Source organism: Mycobacterium seoulense (genome assembly GCF_010731595.1).
GTDB lineage: Bacteria > Actinomycetota > Actinomycetes > Mycobacteriales > Mycobacteriaceae > Mycobacterium > Mycobacterium seoulense.
The window spans coordinates 1,854,402-1,876,455 of sequence record NZ_AP022582.1; the positions used below are offsets into that span (position 1 = coordinate 1,854,402).

10 protein-coding genes are annotated in these 22,054 nt (G+C 68.0%); 8 read left to right on the forward strand and 2 right to left on the reverse strand.

Annotated features, from left to right (window positions below; genetic code table 11):
* Nucleotides 1-197: 197 nt before the first annotated feature.
* From G6N37_RS08560 to G6N37_RS08590, 8 genes are all read left to right on the forward strand, one after another.
* The gene (locus G6N37_RS08560; protein ID WP_163678643.1) at nt 198-1,721 is read left to right on the forward strand and encodes a nitric oxide reductase activation protein NorD; all 1,524 of its coding nucleotides are present in this window, start codon (nt 198-200) and stop codon (nt 1,719-1,721) included.
* A complete protein-coding gene (locus tag G6N37_RS08565) occupies nt 1,718-2,527 on the forward strand; it encodes a CbbQ/NirQ/NorQ/GpvN family protein (RefSeq protein WP_163678645.1) in 810 nt (269 codons plus the stop codon). The genes G6N37_RS08560 and G6N37_RS08565 overlap by 4 nt, the downstream gene beginning before the upstream one ends.
* A gap of 14 nt (nt 2,528-2,541) precedes the next feature.
* Entirely contained in the window at nt 2,542-2,670 is a 129-nt protein-coding gene (locus G6N37_RS26440; protein ID WP_046182590.1) for a hypothetical protein, read from the forward strand.
* A gap of 89 nt (nt 2,671-2,759) precedes the next feature.
* On the forward strand, nt 2,760-3,365 hold the full coding sequence (locus G6N37_RS08570) for a hypothetical protein (protein ID WP_231990712.1): 606 nt from the start codon (nt 2,760-2,762) through the stop codon (nt 3,363-3,365).
* A gap of 21 nt (nt 3,366-3,386) precedes the next feature.
* Complete coding sequence (locus G6N37_RS08575) at nt 3,387-3,818, forward strand: hypothetical protein (protein ID WP_046182588.1); 432 nt, start codon at nt 3,387-3,389, stop codon at nt 3,816-3,818.
* Entirely contained in the window at nt 3,815-4,867 is a 1,053-nt protein-coding gene (locus G6N37_RS08580; RefSeq protein ID WP_163678650.1) for an NAD(P)H-dependent amine dehydrogenase family protein, read from the forward strand. Before G6N37_RS08575 ends, G6N37_RS08580 begins: the two co-directional genes overlap by 4 nt.
* A gap of 15 nt (nt 4,868-4,882) precedes the next feature.
* Complete coding sequence (locus G6N37_RS08585) at nt 4,883-6,124, forward strand: cytochrome P450 (protein WP_163684772.1); 1,242 nt, start codon at nt 4,883-4,885, stop codon at nt 6,122-6,124.
* A 40-nt stretch (nt 6,125-6,164) separates the two neighbouring features.
* A complete protein-coding gene (locus G6N37_RS08590) occupies nt 6,165-6,587 on the forward strand; it encodes a hypothetical protein (protein ID WP_163678653.1) in 423 nt (140 codons plus the stop codon).
* Nucleotides 6,588-6,677: 90 nt separating this feature from the next.
* Here G6N37_RS08590 and G6N37_RS08595 read toward each other — a convergent pair whose 3' ends face one another.
* A complete protein-coding gene (locus G6N37_RS08595) occupies nt 6,678-9,308 on the reverse strand; it encodes a sugar epimerase family protein (protein ID WP_163678656.1) in 2,631 nt (876 codons plus the stop codon).
* Nucleotides 9,309-9,333: 25 nt separating this feature from the next.
* Nucleotides 9,334-21,843, reverse strand: a complete 12,510-nt coding sequence (locus G6N37_RS08600) for a type I polyketide synthase (protein ID WP_163678658.1) — start codon at nt 21,841-21,843, stop codon at nt 9,334-9,336.
* Nucleotides 21,844-22,054 lie beyond the last annotated feature (211 nt).

Sequence of the window (22,054 nt, forward strand, 5' to 3'; positions counted from 1 at the left end):
AAGTCAACTCAAGCATCACTCGGCCGAGTGCGTGTCACCAAGGAGGTCAGATCGTGGCTTATGTGTGGGAAATCCTTCGGTACGTCGCCGCTTGGGGAGGTACCGGACTGATCATCTGGTTCTGGTATTGGCTGTTCTCCAACATTGGTACGTTCTGAACGGTTCACCAGGCCACCGGGACGCGCGGGATTCGGCCAATGGCTGACGATTCCGACGCGATGGCGCTGGAACGGAGTTGCTCCGTGACAGCGGTCGCGCTCAGCGAGCAACGTCGCGAGGGCGTCCGACTGGTCACCGGTGAACAGCGTCGCTTCGGTTTGAATGCAGCGCTGACGTTCGTTCATGTCCCCTACCCCGCCATGTCGGGTTGGACACGCAGGACCCTGACATGCGGTGTAGCCCTGCAGTGTTCGCCGTCGAAAGAGCGGATCACCCAATACCGCCTGAACGAGCTGTCCGCTCGCGAACTGCGCGCGCTCACGCTTGTCGAAGCCCGTGTCGCGCTCGGCTGGATCGCGTCGCGGTGGCCGGGCCTGCTCCCCGAGGTCCACCGACTGCTCCCGGAGGTGCACGCCGAAGCCGATGACATGGATGCAGCGGAAATGCTCAGGCGGGCAATCGCGTTGGCGACCACCGGCCAGGCATTGACGGTCCACCCGCTGCTGGGCCACCTGCCGCTGGCCTATACGGCGCCGCATGGCTTGACCGACAAGTTACGCCGCAGCTTCGGCCGGATGCCCTGGACGAGCGCGCAGAAACGGCTGCCGCGGCCGTACTCAGTTCCCGTCGGCGGCGATGGAGGCGTCCGCAATCCCAACCTGCCGCCCCCGAGCCGGCCCCAGGACAACGATTTCGACGTCACGCCCGAACACCGGCCCGGTATCCCCTATCCCGAATGGAATATGTGGACAAAGCAGTTCATGCACGACCACGTCGCCGTTATCGAGCATGCAGACGGCCGCCGCATTCGTCGTCCCGTGCCGGTCGCCGTCGACGTACGCAAGTGGTTCGAAGAACACACCCATCGTGCGATGACAAACCGCCTCGAAGACGGATCCGACCTCGACGTCGACCAATACGTCAACCACTACATCGACCTGTCTACCGGCGAGGCCAAGGAGCCGCGGCTCTTCCGCGACTTGCTGCCCAGCAGCCGTGACGTCGCCACAGCGTTGCTGCTCGACGGCAGTTCGTCGCTAGGGGTACACGGCGGTCGAGTTTTCCAACTCGAATTGGCCTGTGCCGATGCGCTTTCGCGAGCCATGACGCTGGCCCGCGAACGCCATGGTGTCTTTGTGTTCACCGGCAACACTCGGCATCGAGTCGAAGTGCGGTGTCTGAAGGATTTCGACGATCGCCGGTTTGTGCCGCCGAGCGGGCTGGGCCTGTCCACCCGGGGATACACGCGACTCGGTGCGCCACTGCGCCACTTGACGAGCCGGCTCATGGCGCAGCCCTCCGAGCGGCGCCTGCTGATCGTCATCGGCGACGGTCTCATCTCCGACGAGGGTTACGAGGGCCGTTATGCCTGGGCGGACGTCGCGCACGCCGTCGAGGAGGCGAACGACGCCGGTGTGTCGATGTACTACGTCGGCATCGGGCCGACCCGTGTCGATCCCCTTCCCGAGGTGTTCGGGCCCAGACGATCGCAACGAATCCGACGCGTAGAGGAGCTTCCCAGGGTGTTGGCTCACGTCCACCGTGAACTGGTCGCCGCATGAACGCCGCCACCGACATATATTTCGCGAACGGCAACGAAGTTCAGCTGTTCGAGCAGGCCTTCCGCCAGCACATGCCCGTGATGCTCACCGGCCCCACGGGTTGCGGCAAGACCCGTTTCGTCGAGCACATGGGCGTGCTGTTGCAACGACCGGTCGTCACCATCAGCTGCCACGACGACCTCACCAGCTCCGACCTCGTCGGCCGCTTCATGGTGACCGGCGGCGACGTGGTCTGGACCGATGGCCCGCTGACCCGGGCCGTCAAAGCCGGCGCGATCTGCTACCTCGACGAAGTCGTCGAAGCCCGCCACGACTCGCTGGCCATCCTGCATTCGCTCACCGATCACCGCCGATCGCTGTACCTCGACCGAGCCGGCGAAGTCGTGACCGCGCCGGACACCTTCATGCTGGTGTGTTCGTACAACCCGGCATATCGCAGCTCGCTCAAGGAGCTCAAACCGTCGTTCCGCCAACGGTTCGTCACACTCACGATGAGGTATCTGCCGCCCGAGCGGGAGGCCGAAGTGATTGTCGCCGAGGCCGGGATTCCCATCGCAACGGCACGGCGGTTGGTCGAATGCGCGGTTGCCATCCGCACTGCGGACGAAGCCTTTCACTTCGAGCCGCCGTCGACCAGGGTGCTGGTCACGGCGGCGCACCTGATCGCCGCCGGCGCAACCGAACTGGAAGCGGCCGACGCGTGCGTACTGGCGCCACTGAGTAGCGACGGCGCGGTCACCGACGGTCTACGCGAGGTTGCTGCAGCCAGCCTGGCCGCCATCGACGCCCCGAGCGCAACCCCCTAAGAGAGGAGTCCGGCATGGACCAACAGGAACAGAAGCGCAAACGGGCGCTCATCGTCTTCCAAATCTTCATCTACGGCTACCTGCTGGTGATGTTCGGCATCCAGCTGTACATGTCGTTCGCCCGAGGGTGGTGGGATTTGTGAAACCTGTTGTCGCGCAGACAGCAAGCGCAGTCAGCCTCGAGGATCACCACGGCGAGTCCCGCCTTGCGCAGCGCCGCGCCGACAAGTGGATGATCATCGGCGCCGCCCTGATGGGCATGTGGGCTCCGGGGCTCATCGGATTTCCCATCTTCATGCGTGGGGTGTGGCTGCAGCGCCAGGCACTGCGGGCCGGCTTGTCGGTCCGGCCCATGATCGTGACCCTCATCGGTTATCTGGTGCTGATCGACGGAATGCTGAACAGCCTCGGCTGGGCCCTGGACCTGGTCGCCAACCACACCTTGATCAACCGGGTGCTGATGGTTGGGTGGGGCAACATGTTTGACGCCGGCTACTTCTGGCACTACAACGAGCTCTGGATCGGCGGTGCGGCGGGCCCTGGCGAAAAGGCCTACGTGGCAGGGCTGATCCTCACGGTGTTCTCCATGCGGGTGGCCGCGGCGATCGGGTTTCTGCAGATGAAGCGCTGGGGCCATCAGTGGATGGTCGTCACCTGCTGGATGGGCGTGGTGATCTGGTCCGCGTATGTGTTCAACATGACGATGTTCGCCGACGTGCGGTACGCCGGTGTGGTGTTCCCGGTCATCGGCTGGTGGCTCTATGACATCTTCTACATCACCCCCTTCCTCGCCATCCCGTACCTGCACACTGTCAACCGCGAAATCTTCTCCGACTGAACAGGTTTAAGGAGCAAAGCCATGACCGCACCGACACCCACCGACGAGCAAGATCCCACCGCCGGTCTCGAGCCGGGGACCACGCCGTACTACGCGCGAATGCACAAATGGATCAAACGGGCCGTGCTGGTATGCCTGGTCGCCCTGGTCATCGAGGGTGCATTCACCTTGCCGTTCATGGCGGTCTACTACGGCTACCCGACCCTGAGTCTCACGCAGATCTGCAGTGAGCTGCTGAAGATTCGATACTCCAACGACACCCTGGAGTGCAAGTACCCGTACCCGCCCTTCGGGCCGCCGGAGGGCGCCGAAGGCAAGGCCACCGCGCAGGATGTGTGGGGGATCCAGCCGATACCGAAGTACCACAGGCTCGGGTTCCGCGAATTGGTCAGGATCCACAACGAGCGGCTCGCTCGCCAGGCGGCCCAACAGCACGCGGCGCCGCACCCGTGACCTACCGGGTCGTTCAATGGACGACGGGTAACGTCGGCAAGAGTTCGGTGCGGGCGATAGCCACAAACCCCACACTGGAGCTCGTCGGATGTTACGCCTGGTCGCCAGAGAAGGTCGGCCGCGATGCCGGCGAGCTGTGCGGGATCGAACCGCTTGATGTGAAGGCCACCAACGACATTGACGCACTGCTCGCGCTCAAGCCGGACTGTGTGGTCTACAACCCGATGTTCGCCGATGTCGATGAGCTGGTCCGCATCCTCGAAGCGGGTATCAATGTGGTGGGTACGGCAGGGTCCGTCACCGGCCACTTCCTGGGCGCGGGACGCGATCGCATCGCCGAGGCCTGTAAGCACGGCGGGTCGACCATTTTCGGCAGCGGCATCAACCCCGGTTTCATCCAACTGTTGGCAATCGTGTCGGCAGGCCTCTCGGACCGGGTGGACAAGGTGTCAATGCTGGAATCCGCTGACACCACCATCTACAACTCCCCCGAGACCGAAATACCGATGGGCTTCGGCTATCCCATCGACCAGGCAGATTTACCGGCCATCACCGAGAAGGGCTCCGGTGTCTTCCGGGACGCTGTGCTGCTGATCGCCGACGCTCTCGGTGTGGAGCTCGACGAAGTGCGTTGCGAGGTCGAGTATGCCCAGACCACCGAGGATCTTGAGCTACCCGGTGACTGGACGATTGCCCAAGGATGCGTCGCCGGTGTAGACGTCCGCTGGAAAGGTGTTCTCGGCGGCCGCGAGATCATCGAGATCCGTGGCCGGTGGCGCAAGGGTCAAACGCTGGATCCGGATTGGCCGCTGGACATGGGCTACACCATTGAGGTGCAAGGCCAACCGACGATCAAGACGACGCTGAGCTTCCTTCCGCCGCCAGACTTTCAGGGCGAGACGTTGGATGACTACATCATGTTGGGTCTCACCATCACCGCCATGCCGGCGGTCAACGCGATACCTGCCGTGGTTGCCGCTCCACCCGGCATCGCCACCTACAACGACCTGCCGCTGCTCCTTCCGCGGGGAGTACTGGCACGGAGCTGAGAGGACGTGCGTCTGATGACCGCAACAACCGGTGCGCCCAGTGTCTTTGAGGCGGGACTTCCGGTGCTCGAATACGACATCACCGAGTCACCGCACGAGGTCTGCGCTCGCATCCGAGCGGCGCAGCTACGCGGCCCAATCGCACTCGGCCCATTCGGACCCGAAATCCTCTCTTACGAGCTCGCGCGCACTGTTCTGCGCGACACGCGATTCATCATTCCCCCGGGTCTTCACCTGAGCGCGCGGGGCGCGACCTCGGGCCCGCTTTGGGACAGAGTCGTCGGAAGCATCATCTGCGCGGAAGGCTCCGAACATCATCGGCTGCGAAGCTTGGTCTCGAGGGCGTTCACCCCACGGGCCACCGCGCGTCTGCACGACACTATCGGCGAAGTCGTCAACGAACTGGTCGATGGCGTCATTGACGCCGGCCGCTGCGACGTTGTGACAGACATTGCCCGCCACTACCCGATCCCGATCATCTGCGCGTTGCTCGGTGCGCCACGCGGAAGCTGGGCGCAGTTCTCACGATGGGCCGAGGCGATTTTCAAGATGGTCGACTTCTCGGTGAATCTCACCGACGAAATGTCCACGATTCTTCGCGGTTGGGCCGAGCTCGACGCCCACGTCGACGAAATGGTCGCCGAGCGACGACACCGCCTGACCGACGACTTGCTCTCCGACCTCATCCGGGCCGAGGACCCGACTGTTCAAGGCGATCGCCTCAGTGCCGACGAACTTCGGATGACGGTGGCCGGATTGTTGCTCGCCGGAACGGATACCACGCGCAATCAGCTGGCCGCGTCCTTGCAGGTGCTGCTCGATCACCCGGAGCAGTGGGCGATGCTGCGCGAGCGCCCCGAACTCGCCATGCCTGCGGTCGAGGAGAGCATGCGCCACTCGCCCGCCGTGTGTAATACGGTCCGCACCGTGAACGAAGACGTCGAGTTGGGCGGATACACCTTCCCGAGCGGCACTTATATCTTTGTGAATTCTTTTGCAGCCAACCGCGATCCGGACATCTACCAGGATCCCGACCGCTTCGACGTCACCCGCAAGGAGGCGCCGGCGGTACTGACATTCGGTGGCGGCGTGCACTATTGCCTCGGTGCGAACCTGGCCAGGCTGGAGCTGGCCGAAGGACTCAAGATCCTGGCGCACCGGCTGCCGGACGCCCGACGTGTCGGACCGGCACCCTGGAAGCCGATGCTCGGCATGAGCGGGCCGACAAGCCTTCCCATAGAGTTCGGCCGCCGATGATGCCCCTGCCCCGTCTCCTGACCGTGCCCGGAGGTCACTGATGAATGACTCATCGCCACGGTTGCATCATGTCGTCTTCGCGGTGTCACGCGAACGACAGGAAGCCGTGGGACGGCTTTTTGCCGAGGTGGGATTCAGCTTCGATGAGATCAATTTGGACGAGCTCGGGCTGCGGGTGCTCCTCGATTGGAATCGAGGCATCGAGGTGATCAGTCCGAACCCGGGGTCCACCGCCGAGGTGGCCACCTCGGTGACCGAATTCCTGGCCAGTCATCGCGATGGCGGCGTCTTCACGGTAGTGGTGCAGGTTCCCGGAGCGTCGGAGGCGGAGGACATCGCCAAGCGTTATGGTTCCGCCACACGCTTCCGGCAAGGCTTCGAGGGCGACGGTCATTATCTCGAGGAAATCGACTTATCGGTGTTGGGCCTGCCCCTGACCTTCCTGTCAACCAACCTGCCATGAGGCGGTGTACCAACCCACACTGCCCCGCTGCCGCTGGAGGGTTCTCGAGCAGACGTCGTGACCTCCGATTGGCGGTTAACGCAACAGATTTCAGTGCGTGTCACCGGTCGCCGGCAGCGGCGGGCTGTGCTCGGAAGCCGGCGCCAACACCCGGATCTCGCCCGCGGCGCCGTCGACCTCGACGAGGGCGCCGGGCGGCAACGACTTGGTAGCTCCCTGCACGTCCACCACGCAGGGGAAGCCGAATTCGCGGGCAACCACGGCGGCGTGTGACATCGGGCCGCCGAGTTCGGTCACCACAGCGGCGGCGTAGCAGAAAGCCGCGGTGTAGCCGACGTCGGTGACCTCCGCGACCAGAACTTCGCCGGGTTGGAGGTCGTCGATGGTCTCGGGCCGGACGATTCGCACGCGGCCGCGCACCTTGCCCCCGCATACGCCGACACCGCGCAGGGTTTCCCCGCTGGTGAGAACGGCGGTCGCCGTCGTTGTCGGTTGCCAGGTCCCGCTGAACACCGTCGGCGGAACCACGGCGACCAACCGGCGTTGTTCGGCGCGGCGCCGGGCCACCAGCGCGCCGACATCCGCCGGCAGCGCATCGAGCTCGTCCACCAGCAGATAGAACACATCGTCGGCGGTATCGAAGATTCCGGCCTCGACCAGCCTGCGCCCGTACTCGCGCATCAGATTGCGCAGTACCCAGTTGGCCCGCACCACTTTGTCGCGACGGACCTCGCGGTCGCGCAGTTGGCGAGCGGCCAACTGCGCAATTGGCTTGGCGTGCACGGGAATCGGGACACGCGGTGGCTGGGGCACCGGAGCGACGCTCATCGCTCTGGTCACCATCCGGACGACCAATTCGGGATCATCGGCGTAACTGATCGACAGCATCTCGAGTTCGGCCGGGCCGCGATGCCCGATCAACGCCAGTTCGGCCAGTACGGCGGCGTGAAACTCCGGCGCCTCGACGGCCAGCTTGCCCAGCCGCGCCCCCGGTTCGGCCAGCAGCGCAGTCACTTTCGGGTCGCGTTGTGCGGCGAGAACCAACCGTTGGATTGCCTCGACCGATCGCGCGCTGGCCAATTCGGGTCCCGCCGGCGCAGCGACTTCTCGCCCACACAAGCCGCGCAGCAGGACGTTGAACGCGGCGCACAGCATGAACGACGCCGACGCCAGCACCCAGCCGTACACCACATCGTCGCGCGCCAACGCGATCAGGCTGAGCAGCCGGCGATCGTCCAGCCGGGTGATGTCGTCCGCCAGGCGTTCGAGGCGATCGACATCGCCGACGAACTCGTGGGTGTCCCTCGACGAGCCGGCGGACAGGCCGATGAGGTTGACACCGAATACCCCGATGTTGCGAATGGTCCGCAGTTGCTTTCGGATTCGGCTGGTCTCGGAGCGCGGACGCTCCTCACCGAAGATCGGCAGCGACGCCATGCTGGGGCCGAAAAATCCGCTGTTGCTGACGATCGTCGCGGGCTTGGCAAACGGTACGGTCTCGGCCATGTAATGCGCCGAGGTGATGGCCCCGTAGAGCCGGTGGGCGAAGACGGCGACCGTCCGCGTGGCGATCTCACGCTGGATGATGCCACCGGGGCGCAGCCGCTCGGCGATGGCGACTCCCCCGGCACGCAGCCCGCGCACGGTCACCGACGCCGACGCCGGCGAGAACGGGCCGGGCAGCGCCTCCGACAAATTGGTGGCCAGAAAAGTTGGGAAACGCGGGTCGATCGGGGTATCGAACTCCCCGTTATCTCCGGCTGGACCAGCCCAATTGGGCTTCACCCCGTCCTCGGTCGGCGCGTCAACGGACGGAAGGTCATCGATCGTGGCCATCCGCCACGGTAGCGACACCACCCGCTTGCCCAGGGTGACCCGGCCGCGCACCGAAAGCGCGAAATCTTCGACGCATTCACCGGAGTTCCACGCGGGCCGGAATCCCCACTGCTCACGCAACCGGGCGGTATCCATGAACGCCGCGCCGTGCACCAGTTGCAACTCGGCCGGTCCAAGGCCCAACCGCACGACGGGGCGTCCGAGCGCCGCGGCAACCCGCCGGAAGGTCAGCTCGCCCGGGGCCGCGAGATTAACGGGACCGCTGCCGATTTCGGTGTCCACGATCGCCCGGTTGAATAGCCGAAGGGCGTCGTCGAGGTGGACGACCTGCATGAGGCGGTCGGCCGACCCGTCGGGGAATGCCGGCCGCGCCAACAGCCGACGCACCCAGTTATCGACGCTTCGGCCGAGAATCAGCGCGGAGCGGATGGCGACCCACTCCAAATCCGATTCCTCGAGCATCCGCTCGACCCGAGCCTTGTGATGACCGTCGGCGCTGACCGGCGTTCTGTCGTCGTGCTCGGTCCTGGGCGCGTTTCCGCCGCCGTAAACCTGTGCCGACGACCCGAAGACGATCCTCCTGGCCCCGCTTCCAGCCATCGCCGCCAGCACGTTGCGTGTGCCCTCGATGTTGACCTGCTCGCTGATGCGGGCCTCGGGGCCCGGGCTGTTCGCCCAGGCAAGGTGCGCGACGGCCACGGCGCCGGCGACCGCGCGGCTCACCGCATCGGTGTCCCGGATGTCGGCCACCACGAATTCCGCTGTGCTCGGCCAGCTTTCGGGCCGGCGCCGAGCGATCCCGACGACGTCGTGGCCCTGGCTGAGCAGGCGGGAGGCCAGGCCCCGGCCGAGCACGCCGCTCGCCCCGGTGATGGCGATTCTCACTGAATGCCCTTGCGCAAGCTCATCGTTAATCGTCGTCGTCCATCAGCGCCGCGTTGACCAAGTCCTCGAGGTCCATGTCCGCGATGTCCTTCTCCGAGGTCACCGCCGTGGCCGGGGACTGCCCGTCGGCTCGAGCGCCGTCGGCCTCATTTGCCAACGCGAGCAACAGCTCCAACACCCCGGCCTGCCGCAGGCGCTTGACCGGAATCGACCCCACCGCGCGCTGGATCTCGGCCTCCCCGGGCGCCGCGGCCGGGCTCTGTTGCTCGGTTGCTCCGACGAGTTCTCGGTGCATGTAACCGGCCAGCGCAGCGGAGTTGGGATAGTCGAAGATCAGCGTGGGCGACAGCGCAAGGCCGGTAGCGGATTTCAGCCGGTTGCGCATCTCGACCGCGGTCAGCGAGTCGAAGCCCAGCTCCTGGAATGCACGGTCCGGATCGATGGACTCCGGGCTGGTGTTGCCCAGCACGGTGGCGATGTTGGATCGCACCAAGTCCAGCAGAACCGCGTGTTGCTCGTCCTCGGGCAACCCTTCCAGGCGTTGCAGCAGGGCGGATTTAGACTTCGCCGCGGCCAGCGAATCGTCGACCTGGCGACGGGTCGGCGCGTTGATCAGATCGACGAACATCGGCGGCAACGTTCCACCGTCGAACTTGACCCGCAGTGCGGCACGGTCGATGTGGGCGGGCAACAGGAACGGCTCGTCGACGATGAGCGCGGTGTCCAGCAGTTCCAGCGCCTCGTCCGAGGACATCGCGACAATCCCGTCGCGGCCGAACCGGGCACGGTCGGCAGCGCCGAGCGCGCCGGTCATCGCGCTGGCCTGGTCCCACAGTCCCCAGGCCAGGGACATCGCCGGCAACCCGTGCATGCGCCGGTGCACGGCCAACCCGTCCAGGAACGAGTTGGCCGCCGCATAGTTGGCTTGACCTGACGCTCCCGCCAATCCGGCCATCGACGAAAACAGCACGAACGCCGACACATCCAGCTCGCGGGTCAGCTCGTGCAGGTTCCACGCCGCATCGACCTTGGCCCGCAACACCGCAGCCACCCGCTCGGGGGTCAGCGAAGAAATCACCGCGTCGTCGAGGACGCCGGCCGCGTGAATCACTGCCGACAGCGGCCGCTGCACCGGAATATCGGCGATCACCTTGGCCAGGGCCTCGCGGTCGGCGGCATCGCACGCCACCACCTGCACCTGGGCACCGGCGGCGCTGAGCTCCGTCACCAACTCCGCGGCCCCCGGCGCGTCCAGACCACGCCGGCTCACCAACACCAGATTCGGCGCGCCGTGGCGCGCCACCACGTGGCGGGCCAACGCCGAACCCGCCATCCCGGTCGCACCGGTGATCAACACCGTGCCGGCCGCCCAGGCGTCCGGCAGGGTCATGACAACCTTGCCGACGTGGCGGGCCTGGCTCAGATACCGCAACGCCGCCGGCGCGCGCCGCACGTCGAACCTGGTCACCGGCAACGGCCGGAGCACGTCGTCACCGAACAAGGCGACCAGCTCGTCGAGGATCCGCGCGATGCGGTCCGGGCCGGCCTCGAACAGATCGAACGCGCGATAGCGCACACCGGGGTGTTGCTGGGCCACCACCTCGGGCTCGCGCATGTCGGTCTTGCCCATCTCCAGGAACACGCCGCCGGGGGCGACGAGTCGCAGGGAGGCATCGACGAAGTCGCCGGCCAGCGAATCCAGCACCACATCCATCCCCCGGCCACCGGTGACCACACGGAACTTCTCCTCGAAGTCCAGGCTGCGGGAATCCGAGATGTGGTCCTCGTCAAAGCCCATGTCCCGCAGCGTGTCCCACTTGCCGCGGCTGGCGGTGGCGAACACTTCCAATCCCAGATGGCGGGCCAGCTGGACGGCGGCCATCCCGACCCCGCCGGTGGCGGCGTGCACCAACACCCGCTGGCCCCGCTTGGCGGCCGCCAGGTCCACCAGCGCGTAGAAGGCCGTCGCGAACACCACCGCGGTCGTGGCGGCCGCCGTGTGCGACCAGCCGGCCGGCACCTTGGCGAGCAGGCGCTGGTCGGTCCTGGCGATCGTTCCGGTGCCGTCGGGGAACAAGCCCATCACGCGGTCGCCGATCGCCAAACGTGGCTCGCCCGAGCCGGTTTCCGGGCCGGTTTCCACGACGACGCCGGAGGCCTCGATACCCATGACGGCCTCGGGATCCGGATACAGCCCCAGCGCGATCATCACGTCGCGGAAGTTGGCGGCCAGGGCCGACAGCGCGACGCGCACCTGCCCGGGCTCGAGCGCGGCGTCGGCGTCCGGGATGCGTTCCAACCGCAGATTCTCGAAGGTGCCGGGACTGCTCATGCCCAATCGCCACGGCCCCTCGCCCGGGGGCACCAGCAGACCGCCGACGGCGCGGCTGCCGTGCACCCGGGCGGTGTACACCGCCCCGCCGCGCAGCAATACCTGCGGCTCGCCGACCGACAGGGCGGCGGCGACAGACTCATCGTCCAACGGGCCATCGGTGTCGACGAGGACGATCCGGCCGGGGTGTTCGGTCTGCGCCGAACGCACCAGGCCCCACACTGCCGCGCCCGCGAGGTCGGTGACGTCCTCCCCCGGCAACGTCATCGCGCCGCGCGTCGCCACGACCAAGGTCCCCGCCCCCTCGCGGGCCAGCCAGGACTGCAGCACCGGCAGCACCGCGCGGGTGGCCGCGTAGACGTCGGCCACGACATCTTCGGCCACCGGCGCCGACTCGAACACCACCGCCGACGGCCGCGCCCCGGATTCATCCGATTCGGTTGCGCCCCAGGCAGACACCGTGACCGGCTGCACCGACGTCGACCGCTGCACCGACCAGACCACCTCGAAGAGCCGCTCCGGTCCCGAGTTCGACACCGCCGCCATCAGCTGCTGGTCGGTCACCGGCCGGGCGACCATCGAGGCCACCGAGAGCACCGGCAGCCCCAAACCGTCCGCCAGTTCGATCGACACCGCCGAATCGCCCACCGGCACGATCCGCGCCCGCACCGCCGTCGCGCCCGCGGCGTGCAGCGACACCTGCTGCCACGAGAACGGCACCAACATCGAACCTTCGGGGAGATCGTCGGCGTCGGAGGTCAAGATCACCGCGTGTAGTGCCGCGTCGAGCATCACCGGGTGGACGCCGAAACCGGCCGGCGAGACCCCCGCGTCGGCGGGCAGGCTGACTTCCGCGAAAACCTCGTCGCCGCGACGCCACATCGCGGTCAGGCCGCGGAACGCGGGCCCGTATCCGTACCCGCGGTCGGCCAGGCGCTCATAGCCGTCGCCGACGTCCACCGGGATGGCGCCCACCGGTGGCCACGCCGACAGATCGACACTCGGCTGGACAGAGCCGGCGCGCAGCACACCCTCGGCGTGCAACGACCAACCCGAACCCGCGTCGGCACGCGAAAAGACCGACACGGCGCGGGCGCCCGATTCGTCGGCACCACCGACCACGACCTGCACCGCGACCGATCCCGAACCCGGCAACACCAGCGGCGCGGCCAAATTCAGCTCGTCGACAACACCGCAACCCACTTCGTCGCCGGCGCGGATCGCCAGCTCCACGAATCCCGCGCCCGGGAACAGCACCACACCACCGACGGCGTGGTCGGCCAGCCAGCCTTGCGCGCCGGGCGACAGCCGGCCGGTCAACACCACCCCGCCGGAAGCCGGCAGTTCCACCACCGCGCCGAGCAGCGCATGCTCACCGGGCGCCAGCCCCAACCCCGCGGCGTCGACCGGGGCACCGTCGCCGGACAGCCAAAACCTCCGGCGCTCAAACGCATAGGTGGGCAGCTCCACGAAATTGGCTTTACCGACGGCGGCGCGCCAATCCACGTCCATCCCGCCGACGAATCCTTGCGCGACCGCGTGGGTGAGGGTCACCGGCTCGGGGCGGTCCTTGCGCAGCGCCGAGATGGTGATCACGGGGGCGTCGGGAAGCGTTTCTTCGATCGATGCCGTCAGCCCGCTGCCGGGGCCGACCTCGAGGAAGCGGTTTGCGCCGGCCGAGTGCACGAAGCGCACGCTGTCGGCGAACCGTACCGCCTCGCGAATATGCCGTTTCCAGTAGGCCGGCGAGGCGAAGTCGTCGGCCGCCGGCTGCCCGGTCAGGTTCGACACGATCGGTATCGCCGGTTTGCCGACGGCGAGTCCGGCTGCGACCGTGCCGAATTCGTCGATCATCGGATCCATCAGCGGCGAGTGGAACGCGTGGGATACCGCCAATCGGTGGACGCGGCGGCCGTCGGCGCGCAGTCGCTCCGCTACCGCGGCCACCTTGTCCTCGGCGCCCGAAATGACCACCGACGCAGGCCCGTTGATGGCGGCGATGCCGACCTCGGGCACCAGCAGCGGGCACACTTCGTCTTCGGTCGCCTGCACGGCGATCATCGCGCCGCCCTGCGGCAGGGCTTGCATGAAGCGGCCGCGGGCGGCCACCAGGACCGCCGCGTTCTCCAGCGACAGGACGCCGGCGACGTGCGCGGCCGACAACTCCCCGATCGAGTGGCCCAGCACGAAGTCGGGGCGGACGCCCCAGGATTCGAGCAACCGGAACAGGGCGACTTCCACCGCGAACAGCGCGGGCTGGGCGAACTCGGTGGTGTTCAACAGGTTTTCGTCGTGGCCCCACATGACCTCGCGCAAAGGCCGCAGCAGGTGCCGGTCGAGCTCTGCCACCACGGCGTTGAACGCCTCGGCGAACACCGGGTAGGCGGCGTGCAGGCCCATTCCCATGCCGAGCGTCTGGGCGCCTTGTCCGGGGAAGACGAAAACGGTCTTGCCGCCGGGCGTCGCGGTGCCCTGGACGACCGACCCGGCTTCACCGGTGGCCAACTCGTCCAGGCCGGCCAGCAGCTGCTCGCGATCACCACCGACAACGACGGCGCGGTGCTCGAAGTTGGATCGGCCCGCCAACGACCAGGCCACGTCGCCGGCGTCGAGCTCGTCTCGCTCGCGCAGATGCCCCGCGAGCCGCGCGGCCTGGGAGCCCAATGCCGACAACGACTTTGCCGACACCACCCATGGCACGACCGGCGCTGTGGAGCGTTCCACGGCAGGGGCGGCCTCGACCGGCGCGGCCTCGATGATCACGTGCGCGTTGGTGCCGCTGATGCCGAACGACGACACGCCGGCCCGGCGCGGACGGTTCGCCGGCCAGGGCTGCGGCTCCGTGAGCAGCGCCACCGATCCCACCGACCAGTCGACGTGCGGGCTGGGTTCGTCGACGTGCAGCGTCGCCGGCAGCAGGTCGTGGCGCATCGCCAGCACCATCTTGATCACACCGGCGACGCCGGCGGCGGCCTGGGTGTGGCCCATGTTCGACTTGATCGATCCCAACAGGAGCGGCTCGGGCCGGTCTTGCCCGTAGGTCGCCAGCAACGCCTGGGCCTCGATGGGATCGCCCAATGTTGTTCCCGTGCCGTGGCCCTCGACCACGTCGACCTCGGCCCCGGACAGCCCGGCATTGGCCAGCGCCGCGCGCACCACCCGTTGCTGCGACGGACCGTTGGGCGCGGTCAAGCCGTTGGACGCGCCGTCCTGATTGATCGCCGAACCCCGCACCACCGCCAGCACCGGGTGGCCCAACCGCGTCGCATCCGAGAGTCGCTCCACGACCAGCATGCCGCCGCCTTCGGCGAATCCGGTGCCGTCGGCGGCCCCCGCGTACGCCTTGCACCGGCCGTCGGCGGACAGCCCGCGCATGCGGCTGAACTCCACGAAGATGTCGGGTGTGGCATTCACGGTGACGCCGCCCGCCAGGGCCAGGTCGCACTCCCCCGAACGCAGCGACTGCGCCGCCAGATGCAGCGCCACCAACGACGACGAGCACGCCGTGTCCACCGACACCGCGGGGCCCTCCAAGCCCAGCACGTAGGACACCCGGCCCGACGCCACGCTCGACGACTGCCCGGTCAGGCGGAAGCCCTCCGCGGCCGGGGCGGCACCCATGCCGTAGCCCTGCGTGTACACCCCGGCGAACATGCCGGTCGCGCTGCCCCGCAACGCGCCGGGTTCGATTCCGGCCCGCTCCAAGGCTTCCCACGAGAGCTCGAGGAACATCCGCTGCTGTGGATCCATTGCCAGCGCCTCGCTCGGCGCGATCCCGAAGAAGGCCGGGTCGAAGTCGGCGACACCGTCCACGAAGCCGCCGGTGCGGGTGTAGCAGGTGCCCGGGACGTCGGGATCCGGGTTGTAGATGCCAGCCAGGTCCCAGCCGCGATCGGTGGGAAAGGCCGAGAGCACGTCGCGGCGCTCGACGAGCATCCGCCACAGGTCCTCGGGGGAATTCACCCCGCCCGGATACCGGCACGCCATTCCGACGATCACGATCGGGTCGTCGGCGGCGCCACGAACGACCGGTGTTGGCGTGATTTCCTGTGGCACTCCGGCAAGTTCGCTGCGGATGTAGCCGGCGAGGCCGTTAGGTGTCGGGTAATCGAAGATGAGGGTGGGCGAAAGCGCCAGCCCGGTGGCGGTTTTCAGCCGGTTACGCATCTCGACGGCGGTCAGTGAATCGAAGCCCAAGTCCTGGAACGCCTTGTCCGGGTCGATCGCCTCCGGGGTGGTGTTCCCCAAGACCGTTGCGATGTGCGAGCGGACCAGGTCCAGCAGCACGGCGTGCTGTTCCGCTTCGGGCAGCCCGTGCAGACGGTGCGCCAGAGCCGATTTCGACTTCGCGGCCGCCAGCGAGTCGTCGACCTGGCGCCGCGCGGGCGCGTTGACCAGATCGGCGAACATGGGTGGCACCGCGGCGGCGTGGGCACGCAGCGCGCCCAGGTCGATGCGGGCGGGCGCCATGAACGGCTCGTCGACGATCAGCGCGGTGTCGAACAATTGCATCGCCTCGTCGGAGGACAAGGCCAGAATGCCGTCGCGGCCGAGCCGGGCGAGGTCGGCGGCGTCCAGCCCACCGGTCATGGCGCTGGCCTGATCCCACAAGCCCCATCCCAGCGAGATCGCCGGCAACCCGTGGGCCCGCCGGTGCGCGGCCAACCCGTCGAGGAAGGAGTTGGCGGCCGCGTAATTGGCCTGGCCCGAAGACCCGACCAGACCCGCCATGGACGAAAACATGACGAACACGGAGAGGTCGAGACCGCGGGTGAGCTCGTGCAGGTTCCAGGCCGCATCGACCTTGGCGCGCAACACGGCATCCACCCGTTCCGGAGTCAACGACGTGACCATCGCGTCGTCGAGGACACCGGCGGCATGGATCACCCCGGTGAGCGGATGGCTCGCCGGAATATCGTCGATCACCGAGGCCAGGGCCGCCCGGTCGGCCGCATCGCACGCGACCGCACGCACCCGGGCGCCGGCTTCCTGCAGTTCGGCGATCAGTTCGGCGGACCCCGGCGCGTCGGGACCGCTGCGGCTCAGCAACACCAGGTTCTGCACCCCGTGTTGCGTCACCAGGTGACGGGCCAGCGTCGAACCCGCCATTCCCGTGCCACCGGTGATCAGCACCGTGCCCGCAGCCCACGCGTCCGGCACCGTCATGACGACCTTGCCGATGTGGCGGGCCTGGCTCAGGTACCGCAACGCCGCACGGGCGCGCCGGATGTCAAAGGTGGTCACCGGCAACGGCGTCAGCACACCGGCGTCGAAAAGCCCGGCCAGCTCGATCATCCACTGGTGCATCCGGGGACGGCCGGGCTCGAAGAGGTCGAACGCGCGGTAACGCACGCCCGGGTACTCCTGGGCGATCACCCCGGGGTCACGGATGTCGGTCTTGCCCATCTCCAAGAACACGCCACCGGGGGCCACCAGTCGCAGGGAGGCGTCCACGAAGTCGCCGGCCAGCGAATCCAGCACTACATCCATCCCCCGGCCACCGGTCACCGCCCGGAACTTCTCCTCGAAATCCAGGCTGCGGGAATCCGAGATGTGGTCATCGTCGAAGCCCATGGCCCGCAACGTGTCCCACTTACCCTTGCTGGCCGTCGCGAAGATCTCGAGACCCAGGTGCCGGCCCAGCTGGACCGCGGCCATGCCGACACCACCGGCGGCCGCGTGCACCAGCACGCGCTGCCCCGGCTTGACGTCGGCCAGGTGCACGAAGGCCATGTAGGCGGTGGTGAAGACCGCGGAGATGGCGGCGGCTTCGGCGTACGACCAGTCGGCCGGCATCGGCTGCAGCAGGCGGACGTCGCCGGGGACAAGCGTGCCGCTGCCGTCGGGGAAGAACCCGTAAACCGAGTCGCCGACCGCGAATTCGGTGACGCCCGGGCCGACCTCGGTCACCACGCCGGCGCCTTCGCCGCCGAGCAGCGCGTCGTGGGTGAACATGCCCAGGGTGATCATGATGTCGCGGAAGTTGGCGGCGATCGCGCGCAGCGCCACCCGCACCTGACCCGGCTCCAATGGCGCGCCGGCATTGGGAACCGGCTCCAGTTGCAGGTTTTCGAAGGTACCGGCGTTGCCGATGCCCAGGCGCCAGGGTCCGTCCGCCGGGGGCACCAGGAGATCTTCGACCGCGCGGCTGGGCCGCACCCGCGCCGTATAGACCTGACCGTTACGCAGCAATATCTGCGGCTCCCCGGCCGCGAGCACCGATACCACCGTCCGATCATCCAGTGGCACATCGGAATCCACGAGGACGATACGCCCGGGGTGCTCCGTCTGCGCCGAGCGCACCAGACCCCAAACCGCCGCGCCGGGCAGGTCGCCGACGTCCTCGCCGGCCAATCCGACGGCTCCGCGGGTCGCCACGATCAGCACCCCGGAATCGCGCTCGGTCAACCACGCCTGCACGGCGGTCAGCGCCTGGTGGGTCCGCTGGTAGGTTGCGGTGACCGGATCCTGTTCGGAGCCAACCGATTCCATTATCTCGTAGGGCGGCGCCGGCTGGGTAGCGGCCGCCGCGGTGGCCGGTGACCACGCCACCTCGAAGAGTCGCTCGGGACCAGAACTCGACGCCGCCGCGCGCAGCTGCCGCTCGCTCACCGGGCGGGCCACCATCGCGCCCACCGACAGCACCGGCAACCCCAGCCCGTCGGCGAGCTCGATCGAGATCGCGGTCGCGCCCCCACCTACCGCCGGATTGGTCGGCGCGATCCGGGCGCGCACCGCGCTGGCGCCAGCGGCGTGCAAGGACACGTCCTGCCAGGAGAAGGGCAGCATCACTTCGACGGGTTGGCCCGCCGCCTGCTGCGCCATGATGACGGCGTGCATGGCCGCGTCGAGCAACGCCGGGTGCACTCCGAACCCGCTGACGCCGCCCGCCGCGTCCGGCAGTCGCACCTCGGCGAACACCTCGTCGCCGCGGATCCACGTCGCGGTCAATCCCCTGAACGCCGGGCCGTAGCCGTATCCGTGCGCCGCCAGGCGGTCGTAACCGTCGGCCACGTTCACGGCGACCGCGCCCTCGGGCGGCCACACGGCCAGGTCGGCGCTCGGCTCGATCGACCGGGAGCTCAAGACTCCCTCCGCGTGACACACCCACCCGGAACCGGCATCGGCGCGGGAAAACACCGAGACGGCACGCCGGCCCGTTTCTTCGCTGGGACCGACAACCACCTGTACGGCAACCGAACTGGCGGCCGGCAGCATCAGGGGGGCCTGGAGGGTCAGTTCGTCGACCACCGAACAGCCGACTTGGTCGCCGGCCCGGATCGCCAACTCGACGAACCCCGCGCCCGGGAACACGGCGGCGCCGGAGACCGCGTGATCGGCCAACCAACCCTGCAGGCTGGGCGACAGCCGACCCGTCAGCAGCACCCCGTCGGAGGCGGGCAGCTCCACGACCGCGCTGAGCAACGCGTGTTCGCTGGTGACCAGCCCCAGGCCCGCGGCGTCCGCCCCGATACCCTCCCCCGACAGCCAAAACCTGCGCCGGTCAAAGGCGTACGTCGGCAGCTCCACGAAGCGTGCGCCCGCCAGGACACCGTGCCAATCCACGCTCACGCCCGCGACGAACGCGGTGGCGGCCGACGTGAGGAATCGTTCGAGGCCGCCGTCGTCACGGCCCAAAGTGGGAATGACGGCGGCCTCGGTCTCGCCGCCGGTGCAGTCGTTGCAGGTGTCTTCGATGCCGGCGATCAGCGCGGGGTGCGGACTGGATTCGATGAAGGTGCGGTACCCGTGCTCGCATGCGGCGCGCACCGCCTGGTCGAACTGCACGGTCTGCCGAATGTTGCGATACCAGTACGCGGCATCCAAACCTGCCGTGTCCAAACGGTTTCCGGTCACCGTGGAGAAGAAGGCGATGCGCGACGAACTCGGCTCGATACCGGCCAGCGCCTCGGCCAGCTCGTCACGAATGGCCTCGACCTCGACCGAGTGGGAGGCATAGTCCACGTCGATCCGACGGGTGCGCAGCTCCAGGTCGGCGCAGAAGCCGGCGAGTTCCTCCAGCGCGGCCACCTCACCCGATACCACCACCGCGGAACGGCCGTTGACGGCCGCGATGCTGACCCGATTGCCATAGGGCGCCAACAATTCCCGCGCCCGCTCGGTGCTGCATGCGATCGACAGCATGCCGCCGGAATGAGCCAGCGACCGCAACAACTTGCTGCGCAGGGTGACCACCCGTGCGGCATCGCGCAGCGAGAGGGCGCCGGCGACGTACGCCGCGGCGATCTCCCCCTGCGAATGGCCGATCACCGCGTCCGGGTTGACCCCGATCGATTTCCACAGTTCGGCCAGCGACACCATCACCGCGAACAGCACCGGTTGCACCACGTCGACGCGATCCATCCCCGGAGCGCCGGGGGCGCCCCGCAGGACGTCGATCAACGACCAATCGACGAACTCGGCGAACGCCTCCGCGCACACGTGGATCTGCTGGGCGAATACCGGTGCGGTGTCCAGCAATTCGACGCCCATGCCCAGCCATTGGGAACCCTGACCGGGGAACACGAACACGTTCTTGCCGGCCGGCCCGGCGCTGCCCAGGATGACGGAACCGGTCGGGACCTCAACGTCGGGGCCGGCCAACTGGTCCAGCCCGGCCAGCAACCGGTCCCGATCGCCACCGACGACGACGGCCCGATGCTCGAAGGTCGCGCGCCCCGCCAGCGACCAGGCCACGTCGGCGACGTCGAGTTCACCGCTGGCGCGCACATGCGCGGCCAGCCGGGCGGCCTGAGACCTCAACGCCGGCAACGATTTAGCAGATACCGCCCAAGGCACTGCCGCAGGCTTCGGGCCGTCCTCCGGAGGCTCGGGCGCAGGCGCCGCCTCGATGATCACGTGTGCGTTGGTGCCGCTGATCCCGAACGACGACACGCCGGCCCGTTGGACGCGACTCGCCGGCCAGGGCTGCGGCTCCGTCAGGAGCGACACCAAACCCGCCGACCAATCGACATGCGGGCTGGGCACGTCGACATGCAATGTCGCCGGCAACATTTCGTGGCGCATGGCCTGGACCATCTTGATCACACCGGCCACGCCCGCCGCGGCCTGCGTGTGACCCATGTTGGACTTGATCGACCCCAGCCACAGGGGCTCGGACCGGTCTTGGCCGTATGTCGCCAACAACGCCTGGGCCTCGATGGGGTCGCCCAGCGTGGTCCCCGTGCCGTGGCCCTCGACCACGTCGACATCGGCCGTCGACAAGCCGGCATTGGCCAGGGCCGCCCGCACCACCCGCTGCTGCGACGGACCATTCGGCGCGGTCAACCCGTTGGACGCACCGTCCTGATTGACCGCCGAGCCGCGGACCAGCGCCAGCACCGGATGACCCAACCGCCGCGCATCCGAGAGCCGCTCGACGACGAGCATCGCGCCGCCCTCCGACCAGCCGACGCCATCGGCCGCGCCGGCGTAAGCCTTGGACCGGCCGTCAGGGGCCAGCCCCCGGTGGCGGCTGAATTCAACGAAGACCGTCGGGGTGGCGTTGACGGTCGCACCGCCGGCCAGCGCCAGATCGCACTCCCCCGAGCGCAGCGACTGCACCGCCATGTGCAACGCCACCAACGACGACGAACACGCCGTGTCCACCGACACCGCCGGCCCCTCGAGCCCCAGCACGTACGACACGCGGCCCGAGGCGACGCTGGAGGTCATGCCGGTCAGGCGATAGCCCTCGATCTCCTCGGCGAGCATGCCGTAGCCCTGGACGATGAGGCCGGCGAACACACCGGTCGCGCTGCCCCGCAGCCCGCTGGGGTCGATCCCGCCCCTTTCCAAGGCCTCCCACGACAGTTCCAGCAGCATCCGGTGTTGGGGGTCCATCGCGAGCGCCTCGCTCGGAGCGATGCCGAAGAAGGCCGCGTCGAAGTCGGCGACACCGTCCACGAACCCACCGGTCCGCGCGTAGGTCTTGTGGCGCGCGTCGGGGTCCGGGTCGTACAGGCCCGCCAGGTCCCAGCCGCGGTCGGCGGGGAACTCCGTGATCACGTCGCGGCCGTCGGCGACCATCTGCCACAGGTCCTCGGGTGTCTCGACGCCACCGGGGAAGCGGCAGGACATCCCGACGATCGCGATCGGCTCGCTGGACCGCTCCAGCAACGCACGGTTGGTGCGTTTCAGGCGTTCGACCTGGACCAGCGCCTTCCGCAGCGCCTCGGTCGCATGCTGGAGTTGATCCACCATCACTACCTCTCGCCTAACTTGGCCGTCAGCTGCCCCGATGCGACTCTCGCCGAGTCACGGAAATTGCTGCACGATGCGATGCCGTGCCGCTCTCCGGCCCAAGAATGTCGCTGGTGAGTATGGCCAACTCCGACGGGATTTCAAAACGTCCGATGCCCCCGGTTGCTGCGGGAGGACCGGCTTCGGCCTGCGGAACGCCTTGTCCAAGGGG

Excerpts from the sequence above, each read along its gene's own strand:
- G6N37_RS08585 (WP_163684772.1), top strand. The coding sequence starts at position 4,883 with ATGACCGCAACAACCGGTGCGCCCAGTGTCTTTGAGGCGGGACTTCCG.
- G6N37_RS08590 (WP_163678653.1), top strand. The coding sequence starts at position 6,165 with ATGAATGACTCATCGCCACGGTTGCATCATGTCGTCTTCGCGGTGTCA.
- G6N37_RS08565 (WP_163678645.1), top strand. The coding sequence starts at position 1,718 with ATGAACGCCGCCACCGACATATATTTCGCGAACGGCAACGAAGTTCAG.
- G6N37_RS08600 (WP_163678658.1), bottom strand. The coding sequence starts at position 21,843 with ATGGTGGATCAACTCCAGCATGCGACCGAGGCGCTGCGGAAGGCGCTG.
- G6N37_RS08560 (WP_163678643.1), top strand. The coding sequence starts at position 198 with ATGGCTGACGATTCCGACGCGATGGCGCTGGAACGGAGTTGCTCCGTG.
- G6N37_RS08570 (WP_231990712.1), top strand. The coding sequence starts at position 2,760 with ATGATCATCGGCGCCGCCCTGATGGGCATGTGGGCTCCGGGGCTCATC.
- G6N37_RS08575 (WP_046182588.1), top strand. The coding sequence starts at position 3,387 with ATGACCGCACCGACACCCACCGACGAGCAAGATCCCACCGCCGGTCTC.
- G6N37_RS26440 (WP_046182590.1), top strand. The coding sequence starts at position 2,542 with ATGGACCAACAGGAACAGAAGCGCAAACGGGCGCTCATCGTCTTCCAA.